At 65.4% G+C, this 13,452-nt stretch carries 14 protein-coding genes; 4 read left to right on the top strand and 10 right to left on the bottom strand.

The window, feature by feature from the left end; genetic code table 11:
• The 3 genes from FJ471_RS32245 to FJ471_RS32235 form a co-directional block, all read right to left on the bottom strand.
• Nucleotides 1-720, bottom strand: a 720-nt coding sequence (locus tag FJ471_RS32245; protein WP_140809590.1) for an ABC transporter permease, incomplete at its 3' end; no start/stop codon positions are given.
• Nucleotides 717-2,246, bottom strand: coding sequence for a sugar ABC transporter ATP-binding protein (locus FJ471_RS32240; RefSeq protein ID WP_140809588.1), 1,530 nt, complete (start codon nt 2,244-2,246; stop codon nt 717-719). The genes FJ471_RS32240 and FJ471_RS32245, both read right to left, overlap by 4 nt.
• An 80-nt stretch (nt 2,247-2,326) precedes the next feature.
• The gene (locus tag FJ471_RS32235; RefSeq protein WP_041000474.1) at nt 2,327-3,400 is read right to left on the bottom strand and encodes an ABC transporter substrate-binding protein; all 1,074 of its coding nucleotides are present in this window, start codon (nt 3,398-3,400) and stop codon (nt 2,327-2,329) included.
• Nucleotides 3,401-3,794: 394 nt separating this feature from the next.
• On the opposite strand from FJ471_RS32235, the gene FJ471_RS32230 reads away from it, so the two are divergent.
• Nucleotides 3,795-4,445, top strand: coding sequence for an SGNH/GDSL hydrolase family protein (locus FJ471_RS32230; protein ID WP_140809586.1), 651 nt, complete (start codon nt 3,795-3,797; stop codon nt 4,443-4,445).
• A gap of 47 nt (nt 4,446-4,492) precedes the next feature.
• Nucleotides 4,493-5,596 carry an ROK family transcriptional regulator gene (locus FJ471_RS32225; RefSeq protein ID WP_246684887.1) on the top strand — a complete coding sequence of 368 codons (1,104 nt, stop codon included), beginning with the start codon at nt 4,493-4,495 and terminating at the stop codon, nt 5,594-5,596.
• 153 nt (nt 5,597-5,749) lie between these two features.
• Here FJ471_RS32225 and FJ471_RS32220 read toward each other — a convergent pair whose 3' ends face one another.
• From FJ471_RS32220 to FJ471_RS32190, 7 genes are all read right to left on the bottom strand, one after another.
• Entirely contained in the window at nt 5,750-6,640 is an 891-nt protein-coding gene (locus FJ471_RS32220; protein ID WP_181179890.1) for an adenylate/guanylate cyclase domain-containing protein, read from the bottom strand.
• 191 nt (nt 6,641-6,831) lie between these two features.
• Entirely contained in the window at nt 6,832-7,740 is a 909-nt protein-coding gene (locus FJ471_RS32215; protein ID WP_140809581.1) for an anti-sigma factor, read from the bottom strand.
• The gene (locus tag FJ471_RS32210) at nt 7,727-8,299 is read right to left on the bottom strand and encodes a sigma-70 family RNA polymerase sigma factor (RefSeq protein ID WP_140809579.1); all 573 of its coding nucleotides are present in this window, start codon (nt 8,297-8,299) and stop codon (nt 7,727-7,729) included. The genes FJ471_RS32215 and FJ471_RS32210 overlap by 14 nt, the downstream gene beginning before the upstream one ends.
• A 16-nt stretch (nt 8,300-8,315) precedes the next feature.
• Nucleotides 8,316-8,525 (bottom strand): hypothetical protein, encoded by a 210-nt coding sequence (locus FJ471_RS32205; RefSeq protein ID WP_140809577.1) that lies wholly within the window; start codon nt 8,523-8,525, stop codon nt 8,316-8,318.
• Nucleotides 8,526-8,773: 248 nt separating this feature from the next.
• Entirely contained in the window at nt 8,774-10,162 is a 1,389-nt protein-coding gene (gene chrA, locus FJ471_RS32200) for a chromate transporter (RefSeq protein ID WP_140809574.1), read from the bottom strand.
• Nucleotides 10,159-10,977 carry a sulfurtransferase/chromate resistance protein gene (locus FJ471_RS32195; protein WP_140809572.1) on the bottom strand — a complete coding sequence of 273 codons (819 nt, stop codon included), beginning with the start codon at nt 10,975-10,977 and terminating at the stop codon, nt 10,159-10,161. The genes chrA and FJ471_RS32195 overlap by 4 nt, the downstream gene beginning before the upstream one ends.
• Nucleotides 10,978-11,152: 175 nt before the next feature.
• Nucleotides 11,153-11,941 carry a 3-hydroxybutyrate dehydrogenase gene (locus tag FJ471_RS32190; RefSeq protein ID WP_140809570.1) on the bottom strand — a complete coding sequence of 263 codons (789 nt, stop codon included), beginning with the start codon at nt 11,939-11,941 and terminating at the stop codon, nt 11,153-11,155.
• Between the two features lie 256 nt (nt 11,942-12,197).
• Between FJ471_RS32190 and FJ471_RS32185 the strand changes: the two genes are divergently transcribed.
• Nucleotides 12,198-12,986 carry an acetoacetate decarboxylase gene (locus tag FJ471_RS32185; RefSeq protein WP_140809568.1) on the top strand — a complete coding sequence of 263 codons (789 nt, stop codon included), beginning with the start codon at nt 12,198-12,200 and terminating at the stop codon, nt 12,984-12,986.
• On the top strand, nt 12,979-13,452 hold a 474-nt coding region (locus tag FJ471_RS32180; protein ID WP_181179888.1), incomplete at its 3' end, for a patatin-like phospholipase family protein. The genes FJ471_RS32185 and FJ471_RS32180, both read left to right, overlap by 8 nt.

Genomic DNA, 13,452 nt, shown 5'->3' with positions numbered 1-13,452 from the left:
CGAGACGATGCGCCCGGCGAGGAAAATGCCGGCCAGGGCCGCGAAGCAGGCGCAGATCACATAGGCAAGCACGATGTTGCGCCGGTCGGCGATGCCGAAATTATGCGCCGCATCCTCCACGCCGGACGACACGCCGCCGCCGATCGCGAAAAGATGCAGCCCGAAGCGCGAGCCGTAGAGCAGCTTCCAGGCGACCGCGAGCGTGAAGATGCCCCAGAACACCGGCATGGGCACCCCGAGGAAGGACCCGGCCACGGCGCTGATGACGATATCGGGCACCGTGCCGCCCGAAACCGGCCGCAATACCCGCGTGATCCCTAGCAGGATGTACTGCGTCGACAGCGTCGCGATGATCGGATGCACGTTGAAGCGGGTGATGATGAAGCCGTTGCAGAAGCCGACCAGCGCGGCCAGCACGAACACAGCCGGGATCAGCACCCAGGCGGGGCCGCCGAGGGCGAGCACCGCCGTCGTGAAGCTGATCATCGACCCGACCGAAAGGTCGAGCCCGCCGAGCAGGATGACGAACATCTGGCCGACCGCCGTGATGACGAGCGGCATCGCCTGCGGCACCAGATTGAGCAGATTCTCCCCGTTGAGGAACTGCGCGGTCTCGAGGCTGAGCCAGAGCGCGATGGCCAGCACGATCAGCAAGGGCAGTATCCACATGCCCTGCCGCGATCCTCTTGCGCCCGCGAGGCGTCTGCTGATGGCTGTCATCGGCGCTCTCCTTTCGCCTCATTGGCCTCCCCGTTGGCGCTGAGCGCGGCGTCGAGGATGTTGTGCTCCGTGGCTTCGGCCGCCGGCATCTCTCTCACGATCGTGTCGTTGTGGACGACGCAGATCCGATCGCAGAGCCCGATCAGCTCGACCGTCTCGCGCGACAGCGCCAGCACCGCGCCGCCTTTGCGGGCAAAGTCGCGCAGCAGCCGGTAGATCTCGGATTTCGCGCCGATGTCGACGCCGCGCGTCGGCTCTTCGACGAGCAGGATGTCGATGTCGGCGGCAAGGTAGCGGCCGAGCAGCACCTTCTGCTGGTTGCCGCCGGACAGCGTGCCGACGATGGCGCCCGGACCGCTGGCCTTCACGGCAAGGCTCGACATCGTGTCGGCGATCCGCCGCTGATAGCCCGCGGCCAGCGCCAGCTCCGACCGTTTCGAATGGAGCGCGGCGGCGATGTTGTGCGCCACCGAAAGGCCGAGGAAGAGCCCGTCCTCCTTGCGATCCTCCGGCACGAAGCCGACGCCCATCGCCTGCAGCCGGCGCACGCCGCCGCCGGGCGATACCGGCAAGGGCAGCGACTTGCCTTTGATCGTCACGCGGCCGGCAAAGGGGTGGTATTGACCGACCAGCGAGCGCAGGAAGCGTTGCTGGCCCTGCCCCTCCAGGCCGGCCAGCGCGACGATCTCGCCACGGCGCAGCTCCAGCGAAAACGGTCTGGAGCGCTCGGTGATGCGGAAATCCTCGACCGAAAGCATGACAGGGCCGGGCGCGTCGCCGCGCTGCGGAAAAAGGTCGGTCAGCTCGCGGCCGACCATCATCGCGATCAGCGCGGCCGGCGTCATCTCGGCGAGTGGCCGGGTGCCGACGAGCTCGCCGTCCTTGAGGACCGTGACGGTGTCGCAGATGGCGAAAATCTCGTCCATGCGGTGCGAAATGTAGACGACCGCCTTGCCCTCATCCTTCAGCCTGCGGATGTGGCGGTTCAACACCTCGACATCGGCGGCATTGAGCGCCGCCGTCGGCTCGTCGAGGATGAACACGCTGGCCTCGGTCATGATGCCGTGCGCGATCTCGACGAACTGCCGTTCGGCGATGCTGAGGCTCGAGACCAGCGTGCCCGGATTGAGCGTGAGGCCGAGCTCGGCAAGCGCCTTGCCGGCCTCGCGCCGCATGCGGCGTTGGTCGACCCCGCCGAAAGCGGTGGCTGGCTCTCGGCCGAGAAACATGTTTTCGGCGATCGTCAAATTGGGCAGCAGCGACAATTCCTGGAACACCGTCGAGATGCCGGCTTCCAGCGCATCCTTCGGCCTGTGGAAGGCGACCTGGCGCCCGTCGCGCAGGATGGCGCCGCTGTCCGGCTGGTGGACGCCGGCGAGGATCTTCATCAGCGTCGACTTGCCGGCGCCGTTCTCGCCCATCAGCGCATGGACCGAGCCTGATTGAAGCGCGATCGAGACGCCCTTCAGCGCCGCCGTGCCGGCGAACGCCTTGCGGATATCCGACATTTCGACAAGGGTTTTCACGAAACAAGCACCGCTGCGTTCAGGGAATGTGGTGGCGCAGGCCCGCGTCTCCGCCGCCCGCGCCACGATAGCGCCACCTTTTATTTCTTGGCGTAGAACTCCTTGAGCTTGTCTTCCGGCAGCTCCGACGGCCACCAGACATTGGCCGAGAGATCGTCGCGATAGTATTTCTTGACCTTCTCGATGTCCCAGCCGGGCGGGTTGTAGTCGTAGTGCTTCTTCAACTCCTTGCCTTCGAGCAGGGCCACGGCGGCGCGGATGCCGGCCGCGCCCTGGGCAGGGCTGTATTCCGCCGAGATCGACTTGAAGCCGTCGGCGATCCACTGGCCGAAGAAGCCGTTATTACCCTCGCCGGTAATCGGCGGGATCTTGGCGCCGAACTGCTTGAAGACGTCGACGCAGGCGCGTGTCATGTCCGCGCCGGAAGACCAGATGCCGTCGACCTCGGGATTGTTCAGATAGAGCGTCTCGCAGAGCTTCTTGGCCTTGTCGTACTGCCAGTCGCCATGTTCCTCGGCGATGATCTTGACGTCGGTTCCCTTCAGCGCCTGCAGCAGGCCGTTGTAGCGGTTGGTGTCCTCAGGATGGCCGGCGAGCCCGCGCAGCACCCAGATGTTGCCCTTGCCGCCGAGCTCCTTGACCAGGAAGTCGCCCATCACCTTGCCGAAATGCTCGGCGCCGCCCTGGATTTCGGTGGTGAAGGCGTCGCTCTCGATGCGGCCGGTGTGCACGATGACCGGGATGCCCGCCGCCACGGCCTTGGCGATGCTCGCGTCTGCAGACGTCGACGTGACCGGCTGGACGATGATGGCGTCGACCTTCTGGGCTATCAGGTCCTCGATGTCGGCGACCTGCTTCTTCTGGTCGAAGCCGGCGTCGAGCAGGATGAATTTGGCTATACGCTTGTCCTTGGCGGCGGCAGCCTCGGCCTCATGCGCGACCTGCACCGTCCAGGTGTTCGCATTGACGCCGAAATGGCTCATGCCGATGACCCAGGGCGGATCCTTCTTGAACTTGCCTGCCTCGACCGTCGGGTTGTCCCCGGCGCGGGCGGTAACCCCGTCGAGCAGCGATACGTCGTCGGCGAACGAGGGAGCGCACCACATGGTGGTCGCGATCACTGCCGCTGCGATTGATTGGATAATCCGTCTCACTGAGCCATCCTCCTTCTCAAGCTCCACGGACCCTGCTGACCAGGGCCACGACTTCCCCATCAGCGTCCGGCCATGGCCAAACGCCGCACCTGCCGGGGCGATCCCGGCACTGCTTCAGTTCATTGCTCAACCCGCGCGCATAGCCGCTCGAGACAAAGTCCAGCGTTGCCGCCATGGGTCATGGCAGCCGATCGGCGCAAAAGGTTCGGGGCATTCCTCCCAGGCTCACTTTCAATCATCGATCCGGCGGGCTGTCAATAATTATTCAGAGTGATGGATTATCTTTGCGGCTTGCGCTACCTTTCCGCCGAATGGCAGGGTCACTGGATGCGGACGGCCGAGTCTCGTCCGATAACTTCCGCAAATCAGAACCTTGGCTGGATCGGGGAGGAGCATGCGATCGGTCTTGTGCTACGGCGACTCCAACACGCATGGGCAAGTACCCGGCGGCACGCCGCTCGACCGCTACGGCCCGGCGGAGCGCTGGCCCGGTGTCATGGCAAGGGAGCTGGGCGTCGGCTGGCATATCATCGAGGAAGGCCTCAGCGGCCGCACGACGGTGCGCGACGATCCCATCGAGGGGGCTCACAAGAACGGGCGTACCTACCTCAGGCCTTGCCTGCAGAGCCATGCGGTTCTCGATCTCGTCATCATCATGCTGGGCACCAACGACCTCAAGGTGCGCTTCAACCAGCCGGCTTCGGAAGTCGCCATGGCCATGGGCTGCCTCGTCTACGACATCAAGGAGCTGAAGCCCGGCCCGGGCGGCAGCGTGCCCGAGATCATGATCGTCTCCCCGCCGCCGATGCTGGACGACATCAAGGAATGGCGGTCGATCTTCGCCGGCGCGCCGGAGAAGTCGCGGCGGCTGGCGCTCGAATTCGAGATCATCGCCGATTCGCTCGAAGTGCATTTCTTCGACGCGGGCTCGGTCGTCACCTGCGATCCGCTCGACGGATTCCACATCAACGGACAGGCGCATGCGTCGCTTGGCCGTGCGCTGGCCCGCGAAGTCGAAGCAATCGGGTGGCCGGATGAGAGATAAACGCGGCATACGGGTGTCCCGCACGACCGATTGCGAGAGGACGCACCATGCCTGATATGCGCTTTGCGCCGCCCAACCCGCTGCGGATTGCGGACCGCGCCAGCGGCCTCAACGCCGTTAGCGTGCGCGGTTACAACGAGCGCCTGGTGCTGTCGCTGCTGCTGCAGAGCAAGCACATCACCCGTCTCGAGATCGGCGAGCGGACCGGCCTGTCGGCGCAGACGGTATCCGTCATCGTCCGCTCGCTCGAGCAGGAGGGGCTGATCGCCAAGGGCGAAGCCCAGCGCGGTCGGGTCGGGCCGCCGACAGTGCCGCTTTCGCTCAACCCCGGGGGCGCCTATTCCGTCGGCATCAGCGTCGGCCACCGGCAGGTGGAGGTCGTGCTCGTCGATTTCATCGGCTCGATCCGCTCGCATGCGGTGCTGCCGTTCTCGGCTGCCGCGCAGGACACCAACCATCCGCAATTCATGAGCGCCATCGCCAAGGCCATCGCCGATCTGCCGCAGCATCTCCATTCGCGCATCGCCGGCATCGGCCTTGCCCTGCCGGGCGACGAAGTGGAGCTCGAGCTGACCCCCAGGGCGGCCCGAGAGCGGTTCGACGCCTTGCAGGAGGAGGTCGAACGGGAGATCGGTTATCCCGTCTACGTCCAGAACGACATCACCGCGGCGGCCGGCGGCGAAAGCATGTTCGGCGTCGCCAAGCACCTTTCGGACTATCTTTTCTTCTATCTCGGCGCGCGCTTGCACAGCCGCCTGGTCCTCAACCACCAGATCTACAACACCACTGGCGCGGTGAGCTTCGACGTCGGCATCCTGCGGCTCGAACAGGAAATCACCAAGCAAGGAAGGCAGACGTCCGAGCTATGGGAAAGAGGCGCGGACTGGCCGTCATTTGGCGAGGCTGAGATCGCATGGCAGCGCGAGCTGGCGGGGCAGATGAAGTCGTCGATCGCGGCTTTGAAGCAGTTCGTTCCGATCACCTCGGTCGTCCTGTCTTCCTACGCTCCCCAGGCTGTCTGCAAGGCGATCTGCCGGGAGCTGGAGCAGGCGATGCCCGGCATAAGCGCAATCGCCGGCAACATCGAGCGTTCGCCCAAGGCGGTGGGCGCGGCGGGCCTGCCTTTCAGCTCGCGGTTCATGGTGGAGTGACGTTCATGATCACCGGCGGCGCGCTGCGCATCGACGGCGGCTGCACCTGCCGGTGATATGGAGCGCATGACAAACACTGGACCGAGATCACCAGCGGCGGCGGAACAGTCAGGTGCATCGGCCGGTCTTGGCGTCGAGATGCGCCAAGCCGGGTCAGCCTGAGATAATTTCGTAGCGAAGGATCTGGGCGTCGCCGAGGGACGATCTGCGTCCAGGCGAGATGACGCCGGAGCCGAAGAGGAGAATATCTTCGCGGCGTACGAATACTCCATCACCGGGTCCCATCGACACAAATGTGCCCGACGAGCTTCGCTCGACAAGCCGGACCTTGCCATTCGAAATGGTGAAGGTCGCGTGGTGCCTTGAGACCCAGGGCCGCGGGACGACGATATTGCATTCCCGAGATCGGCCGATCGTCACCAATTCGTTGTTTCGGCAGGATCGCACCTGATCTTCATAGCGGATGACCAGATTGATCTGCGGCGCCGGGGCGAAGCGCCTGTCGACAAAGGTGCCTCGATTGGCGACGTGCGTGCTGAGGGCCCCATCGTCGCTCCTCAGCGTATAGACATCGAAGAGTTCCTGCTTTCCCTTGAAGGCCATTTTGTCGAGGAGCCGCAAGGTACTGCGGCTGCCCGCGGAAAGGGCTTCGAAGAAGCTCTGGCTGATCAGGACCTCCCCGGGGTTGGCCGTGGCGGACAACCTTGCGGTCACATTGACAACGTCGCCGAACACCGCGCCCCGCGCGCGAATGACCGCCCCGAAATGCAATCCGATCCGGGCGATCAAAGGCTCTTTCGCCAGTCGGCCGCCAATCTGGCAGACGGCGCTCAGCGCCGCCTCCGGTCTCTCGAACAGGCTGAGGACGTCATCGCCCTTCGAGTAAATGAAGTCGCCGCCGTGCTGGGCGACGATCTCGCGTATCGCATCGAGGCAACCCGAGACCTGCCGCAGGGCGGCATCGTCGCCGATGCGCTCATAGAGCGGCACGCTGCCCACGACATCGGCCAGGAGAACTGCGGCTAGAAGTCTTTCCTGATCCATCGACTCGTGTCCGCCCCGAGAACGCGGCGTGTATAACATACCAAAGTCGACCATGACTTATCACTTGTGCGCCAAGGGGCCGGCGCACCGGGCCGGTGCTTGGCGCTGTTATCTCGGGCGGACGGGCATCTGCCTTCCCGTCAAACGGTTATCGGCCTCAAAAATAGCGGCGACAAAGAAGTTTCCTTTCCCTAGCCCGGACTGCCGGCCGCCGGATTGGCGATGATCGCGGCCCGGAAGCGGGTGACGAAATCGTCGAGCGCGGGGCGTTCGGCGTCTGAGATCGCCCAGTAGGAAAAGGCGTCGTCGGTCCAGTGGACCAGAAGGAAGCCGCCCGCCGAGAGGTCGTCCGCCACCGGCATCGATTTGGCCTCGTTCTGCCGGGGTGCGGCCACCAGCGTGATCAGATGCTCGTGATGGCGGTAGACCAGCGCCGGCATCGGCTTGTCGCCGATCACCTCGACGCGCCCGCCAAGCAGCGCGTAGCCGTCCTTGGCCATGTCCGGCGCCGCCGGCGACACGCCGATGCGCCCGTCGAGCCATGGCTTCACCGTGTGGCGGTCGGACGAGACGATGTCGACCGGGGTCGCCGCGAGCAGGCTGCGGCGATGGCCATTGGCGACGGCGACCGCGAAACTGTCGGAGCCATTGTCCGCCGTCGCCAGCCATTGCGTCGCGCCGCTGGCCAGAACAGCCGTCAGCGCGATCGACGCCGCCATCTGGCGCCAGTCGAAGGAGTTGAACCAGCGTGCCGCGCGCGGCCGCATCTCGACGACGTTGCCTTGCTGCTGTTGCGGCTCCACCTTCGCGGCTGTGGGCTGAACAGCGTCCCCGGCGTCCTTCACCTCGGCGATGGCCGCGATGCGCGCCAGGAAATCGTCGCTGACGCTCGGCCGCGGCAGGCTGGCGACAGCGCCGCGCAGCGCCACGAGGCGCGCATGTTCGGTGGCAAGCTCCGGATCGGCGGCCATGCGCCGCTCGACCGCCAGGGCAGCCGCGGCATCGAGCTCGCCATCGACAAGGGCGTGGATCATCAGCTTCATATCCTGCGGGTCTTGCGGCAATCCATCCTCATGCGGGCGATTTTCATGCGGGCTCATGGTGGCGCCCTCCAAGTTCCGTCATCAACAGGCCGCGGGCCCTCGCCAGCCGCGACATCACCGTGCCTTGCGGCACGCCGAGCATGGTGGCGATCTCGCGGTAGCTGAGACCGTTTATGTCGCGCAGCACCACCGTTTCTCGGAAGGCCTGCGGCAGCCTGGCGATCGCCGCTTCAACCGCCGCCGAATTCGCCTTGGCAATCAGCGCCGCCTCCGGGCTGTCGGCATCATTGTCGGGCGGCGGCGAGACGTCGTCGAGATCGGCGAGGTCGCCGACGGCAACCACGCTGCGCGGACGGTTGCGGGCCATCCATGTGTAGGAGGCGTTGCGCACGATGGTGAGCAGCCAGGCGCGGGCATTGCCGCCGGCAAAGCCCGCTATGCCCGCATGCGCCTTGAGGCAGGCCTCCTGCACCACGTCCTCGGCATCGGCTTGATTGCCGGTCAGCCAGCGGGCGAGCGACAACGCATCGCCAAGATGCGGCAGCACCACTTCGGCAAAACGCGCGGCCAGCATCTTTTCGCTCAACACCGTTCCGCCGTCGGGCGCTCCCGCCATGGGTCTGCCGCCGTCCTCAGCAGGAGGCGACGATCTGTCCCTGCTCATGCGGGTGAAGATCGCGACCGCAGGCGATGGCGCCTGCTTCGAGGGAGGAGAAGGCATTGGTGTCACCGGAGTCAAGTGTCTCGGAAGCAAGGGGCGCCTCGGAAGGGAACGGCGCATCGCTGGCTGCAACGGGATGCTCGCCGTCATGGTCGTGGATCTCGATGGTTGCGATCGGCACGGATCAGGGCCGGCGGCGGGGCGGTATCGCCCAGAACAGGTGCGCCCAGCTCCAACGCTCCACGGGACGGCAGCGGCTGACGCCTTCGCCCTCTTCAGCCCGTGCGTATTTGCCTTCGTGCCGCTTCATGATGGTCTCCTGCTGTTGCGCACAAATGGCGCATGCCCTGGAGACCGGCGGACCGGGCCGTTTATTCCCGGCTGGTCGGCTTTTTCGTTCACGCTAACGTGATCGGATGGCGTGCGGGCCTACAGCGCCAGCAGCGCAAGCCCTGCCAGCGCCGATCCCGCCAGCGTCGGCAGCATGCCGAGCTTCAGCCTGAACATGGCGACCATCGCCGCCGCCGACAGCAGCCCGGCGCGCCAGTCGAGCGACGACAGCACCGGAACCTCCACGCCCCAGCCGACGCTTGCGACCTTGCCGAACACGACATGCAGCGCGAACCACAATGCAAGATTCATGATCACGCCGACGACCGCCGCGGTGATCGCGCCCAGCGCCGCCGCCAGCGCCTTGTTCTGCCTTAACTGCTCGATGTAGGGCGCGCCCAAAAATATCCAGAAGAAGCAGGGCACGAAGGTCACCCAGAGCGTCAGCAGCGATCCGAGCGATCCAGCCAGCAGCGGGCTGGCAAAGCCGGCATGGCGATAGGCGGCGGTGAAGCCGACGAATTGCAGCACCAGGATCAGCGGCCCGGGCGTCGTCTCGGCAAGCCCCAGCCCGTCGATCATTTCTCCCGGCGACAGCCAGCCGAACGAGGTGACCGCCGCCTGCGCGACATAGGCCAAAACCGCATAGGCGCCGCCGAAGGTGACGACGGCCATCAGGCCGAAGAAGCCGCCAAGCTGCGCCCACACGCTGGCGGGGCCGGCAAGCAGCGTGATTATCGCCACTGGGCCGAGCCAGACCGGCAGCCAGATGGCGATGGTGCGAAGCGCATGCCATCTGCTTGGCAAAGTGTGGCCGAGCTCGCCGCGTTCGAACATCTGGTCGACCACGCCGAGGCGGTCGGCATCGGCGCTGCCTTTGCCATGCGCCGAGCCGGAAAACAGCCCCGGCGCGAAACGGCTGCCGATCCAGCCGATGAGGCCGGCGGCAAGCACGATCAGCGGGAACGGCAGCCTGAGGACATAGATGGCGAGGAAGGCCGCGACGGCGATCGCCACCATCGCACGGTTCTTCAACGCCCGCTTGCCGATGCGGATCACCGCCTCGACGACGACGGCAAGCACCGCGGCCTTGACGCCGAAGAACAGCGCCTCGACCACCGGCGCGTCGTTGTAGAGCATGTAGAAGCCGCTCAAACCCAGCATGACCAGCGCGCCGGGCAATACGAACAACAGGCCCGCCACAAGGCCGCCCGCCGTCCGGTGCAGCAACCAGCCGATATAGACGGCAAGCTGCTGCGCCTCGGGGCCCGGCAGGAGCATGCAGTAGTTGAGCGCATGCAGGAAACGCTCCTCGCCGATCCAGCGGCGCTCCTCGACCAGTTCCTTGTGCATCAGCGCGATCTGTCCAGCCGGTCCGCCGAAGGACAGCAGGCCGATCTTTGCCCACAGCCGCGTCGCTTCACGGAAGCTCGGCACGGCCGGGGTCTCGACCGGCCGTGCGGCGCCATTCTTGGCAAGCGCTGTCATTGCGCCTTGCCTCCGACGGGCCAATTGTGCGTCTCTTCCGCCGCGTCGCGGCACCAGCGGAAGAAGGCGTCGTAGAAGAGCATGCCGGCTTCGAGCTGATCGAGGTCATCGCGGAACATGCGCGACAGGCCAAGCGAGGCGGCGAGGAAACCGGCCGCCTGCGGAACAAGGTCGAGGCGTGCCGTGTCGGCGGCGCGCACGATCAGCGCCAGGCGATCCAGCGCATCGGCGCGCAGGCCGAACTCCTCGATCACCGTATCGAAGCTGCAGCGCTCGCCGCGATGGCTCCAGAACACACCTTCGATGTCGAAGGGAACCGCCGCGAAGCGATCGGCTACCAGAGGCACCTCGGCCGCATCGACGAACAGGAACACCGCCTTGGGATCGACGAAGCGGCGGATCAGCCAGGGACAGGCGATGCGGTCGACCTTCGGTCGGGAACGCGTGACCCACACGGTGCGCCCCTTCCCGTCGCGCGGCGGGATCGCGCCGGCACTAACCAACGGCGCCTTGGCGGCGACCCAGGCCTCGAAGCCGTCTTCAAGCGACTCCGCCGGAATGCCTTCATGACGCAGCCATGCGGCAACGCCTTGCGACAGTTTCTGCCCCCTCTGGCAGATCACGACGACTTTGCGCCCGGAAAATTCTGCAGCCCAGGTCGAGACCGTCCTGAAATCGCGCCGGCATGACGCCGGCAGCAGGCGCGGGTCGGCTTCATAGTCCTCGTCGATGCGCACATCGATCAGGCAAGGCGCATCCGGCAAGCCAATGAGACGGGCAAGCTGCGGCACGGTGATTTGGGTTGTTGACGGCATGGCGTCCACCTCCAGAATACAGAGAGTTTGGACGCGATCGTTGGGCTGACGCCTCACGGGGTCGTCGCGGGGAACCCCTTGGCCAGGATGCTGGAACGCTCCCCCGCGATTGTCAAGAATTCAAATGCCAGGGAAGACGGGACCTCTGCCAGCTTCCCTGAAACGGCCGCTGCCCTTACTGCGCCGTCCAGCCGCCATCCATCGGCAGGGTCGTGCCGGTGATCTGCTTGGCCGCGTCCGTACAGAGGAACAGGGTCAGCGCGGCAAGCTCCTCGACGGTGACGAACTCCTTGGTCGGCTGCGCGGCCAGAAGCACGTCATGCTTGACCTGCTCTTCGGTCATGCCGCGCGCCTTCATCGTGTCGGGGATCTGCTTCTCGACCAGCGGCGTCCAGACATAGCCGGGCGCGATCGCGTTCACGGTGATGCCGTTCTGCGCCACTTCCAGCGCCACCGTCTTGGTCAGGCCGGCAATGCCGTGCTTGGCCGAGACATAGGCCGACTTGAACGGCGAGGCGACCAGCGCATGCGCCGAGGCCGTGTTGATGATGCGGCCCCATTTGCGGCTCTTCATGCCGGGCACCACCGCCTTGATCGCGTAGAAGGCGGCCAGAAGGTTGATGCGGATGATGGCTTCCCATTTGTCGTCGGGAAATTCCTCGATCGGCGCGACATGCTGGATGCCGGCATTGTTGACCAGGATGTCGAGGCTGCCGAACGCCTCCTCGGCCTCGTGGATCATGGCGGTGACGGCGGCGCCGTCCATCATGTTGGCGCCCGAGTAGCGGCACTTGACGCCGAAATCCTTCTCGATGCCGGCCCGCTCCTGCTCGATCGCCGCGGCGTCGCCCAGGCCGTTGATGGTGACGTTGGCGCCCTCGGCGGCGAAGGCACGGGCGATTGCGAGGCCGATGCCGCTGGTCGAGCCGGTGACGAGCGCATTCTTCGAAGACAGGGAACCCATGGGAGATCTCGCGACAGGAGGACAGGAGGACAGGAGGACAGAGTATGAAGACAGACAGCCGGGAAGGCACATGATTTGTGCGCCGCAGCATCACAATGCCACACCCATATGTCGGCGCTATTACAGCTTCGCGCGGGCTTTTGCCGGCTCCCGGAAGCGCCGTCTTGGCGTTGACACGGCACTGTCATGCTGCCGTGCAACATACTTGCCAGCGCATTCGCGCGGGGTCATTTCAAACCTGTTTGGGGCACCAGCCATGGAAATCGCCGATGTCGTGAAGCGCGCCTATGCGATGCCGCTCACCAACCCGTCCTTCCCGCCCGGCCCCTATCGTTTCTTCGACCGCGAATACATCATCATCACCTACCGCACGACGCGCGAAGCACTTGAGGCCGTCGTGCCTGCGCCGCTCGAGATCGACGAGCCGCTGGTCAAATACGAATTCATCCGCATGCCGGACTCCACCGGCTTCGGTGATTACACCGAGACCGGCCAGGTCATCCCTGTCCGCTACAAGGGCCAGCATGGCGGCTATGTCCACTCCATGTATCTCGACGACGACGCGCCGATCGCCGGCGGCCGCGAGCTCTGGGGTTTCCCGAAGAAGCTTGCCAACCCCAAGATCGTGCATGAAGGCGAAGTGGTGGTCGGCACGCTGCACTATGGCAGCGTGCTGTGCGCCACCGGCACCATGGGCTACAAGCACCGCGAAGCCGACCACGACCAGGTGCTGGCCTCGCTCGCCGCGCCCAATTTCCTGATCAAGATCATCCCGCATGTCGACGGCAGCCCGCGCATCTGCGAGCTGGTCCGCTATTACCTCACCGACATCACGCTGAAGGAAGCCTGGACGGCGCCCGCCGCGCTCGACCTTCGCCCGCACGTCATGGCCGACGTCGCGAAGCTGCCGGTGCTCGACATCGTCTCGGCGGTTCACTTCACCGCCGATCTGACGCTCGGCCTGGGCGAAGTGGTGCATGATTACCTCGCGAACCACGGCCGATCGGCTGCCGGCGCGAAGGAGTTGGAGAAAGCCGGTGCTTGAGCGCAACCGCAGCAAAGCAGCTGCCGCCACCATCCAGGAAATCACGGCGCAATATGACCGCATCGCCCTGGTCTTCCAGGGCGGCGGCGCGCTCGGCGCCTATCAGGCGGGAGTCTATCAGGCGCTTGCCGACGCCGGCTGCGAGCCGACCTGGCTCTCCGGCGTCTCGATCGGCGCCATCAACGCCTCGATCATCGCCGGCAACGAGCCGAGCCGCCGCCTGCAACGGCTGGAACAGTTCTGGCAGACGATCTCGGGCCGCAAGATCTGGGCCTATACGCCGGAAGGCGACATCTATCGCGATATCCGCAACCAGACCTCGTCATTCATGACGATGGCCATGGGCCAGCCCGGCTTCTTCAAGCCGCGCAGCCCCAACCCCTGGCTCCAGCTGGCCGGGGCGGAAGGCGCCACCAGCTTCTACGACACCGCCGAGCTCAAGGACACGCTTGAAAGCCTGATCGAC

It is taken from the genome of Mesorhizobium sp. B2-7-1 (assembly GCF_006440735.1).
Taxonomy (GTDB): domain Bacteria; phylum Pseudomonadota; class Alphaproteobacteria; order Rhizobiales; family Rhizobiaceae; genus Mesorhizobium.
The sequence above is the reverse complement of the archived record's forward strand: the minus strand, read 5'-3'. Positions and strand labels throughout refer to the sequence as shown.

Excerpts from the sequence above, each read along its gene's own strand:
- FJ471_RS32210 (WP_140809579.1), bottom strand. The coding sequence starts at position 8,299 with ATGGCGGGAGCGCCCGACGGCGGAACGGTGTTGAGCGAAAAGATGCTG.
- FJ471_RS32195 (WP_140809572.1), bottom strand. The coding sequence starts at position 10,977 with ATGCCGTCAACAACCCAAATCACCGTGCCGCAGCTTGCCCGTCTCATT.
- FJ471_RS32185 (WP_140809568.1), top strand. The coding sequence starts at position 12,198 with ATGGAAATCGCCGATGTCGTGAAGCGCGCCTATGCGATGCCGCTCACC.
- chrA (WP_140809574.1), bottom strand. The coding sequence starts at position 10,162 with ATGACAGCGCTTGCCAAGAATGGCGCCGCACGGCCGGTCGAGACCCCG.
- FJ471_RS32225 (WP_246684887.1), top strand. The coding sequence starts at position 4,493 with ATGCCTGATATGCGCTTTGCGCCGCCCAACCCGCTGCGGATTGCGGAC.
- FJ471_RS32190 (WP_140809570.1), bottom strand. The coding sequence starts at position 11,941 with ATGGGTTCCCTGTCTTCGAAGAATGCGCTCGTCACCGGCTCGACCAGC.
- FJ471_RS32230 (WP_140809586.1), top strand. The coding sequence starts at position 3,795 with ATGCGATCGGTCTTGTGCTACGGCGACTCCAACACGCATGGGCAAGTA.
- FJ471_RS32215 (WP_140809581.1), bottom strand. The coding sequence starts at position 7,740 with ATGAGCCCGCATGAAAATCGCCCGCATGAGGATGGATTGCCGCAAGAC.
- FJ471_RS32220 (WP_181179890.1), bottom strand. The coding sequence starts at position 6,640 with ATGGATCAGGAAAGACTTCTAGCCGCAGTTCTCCTGGCCGATGTCGTG.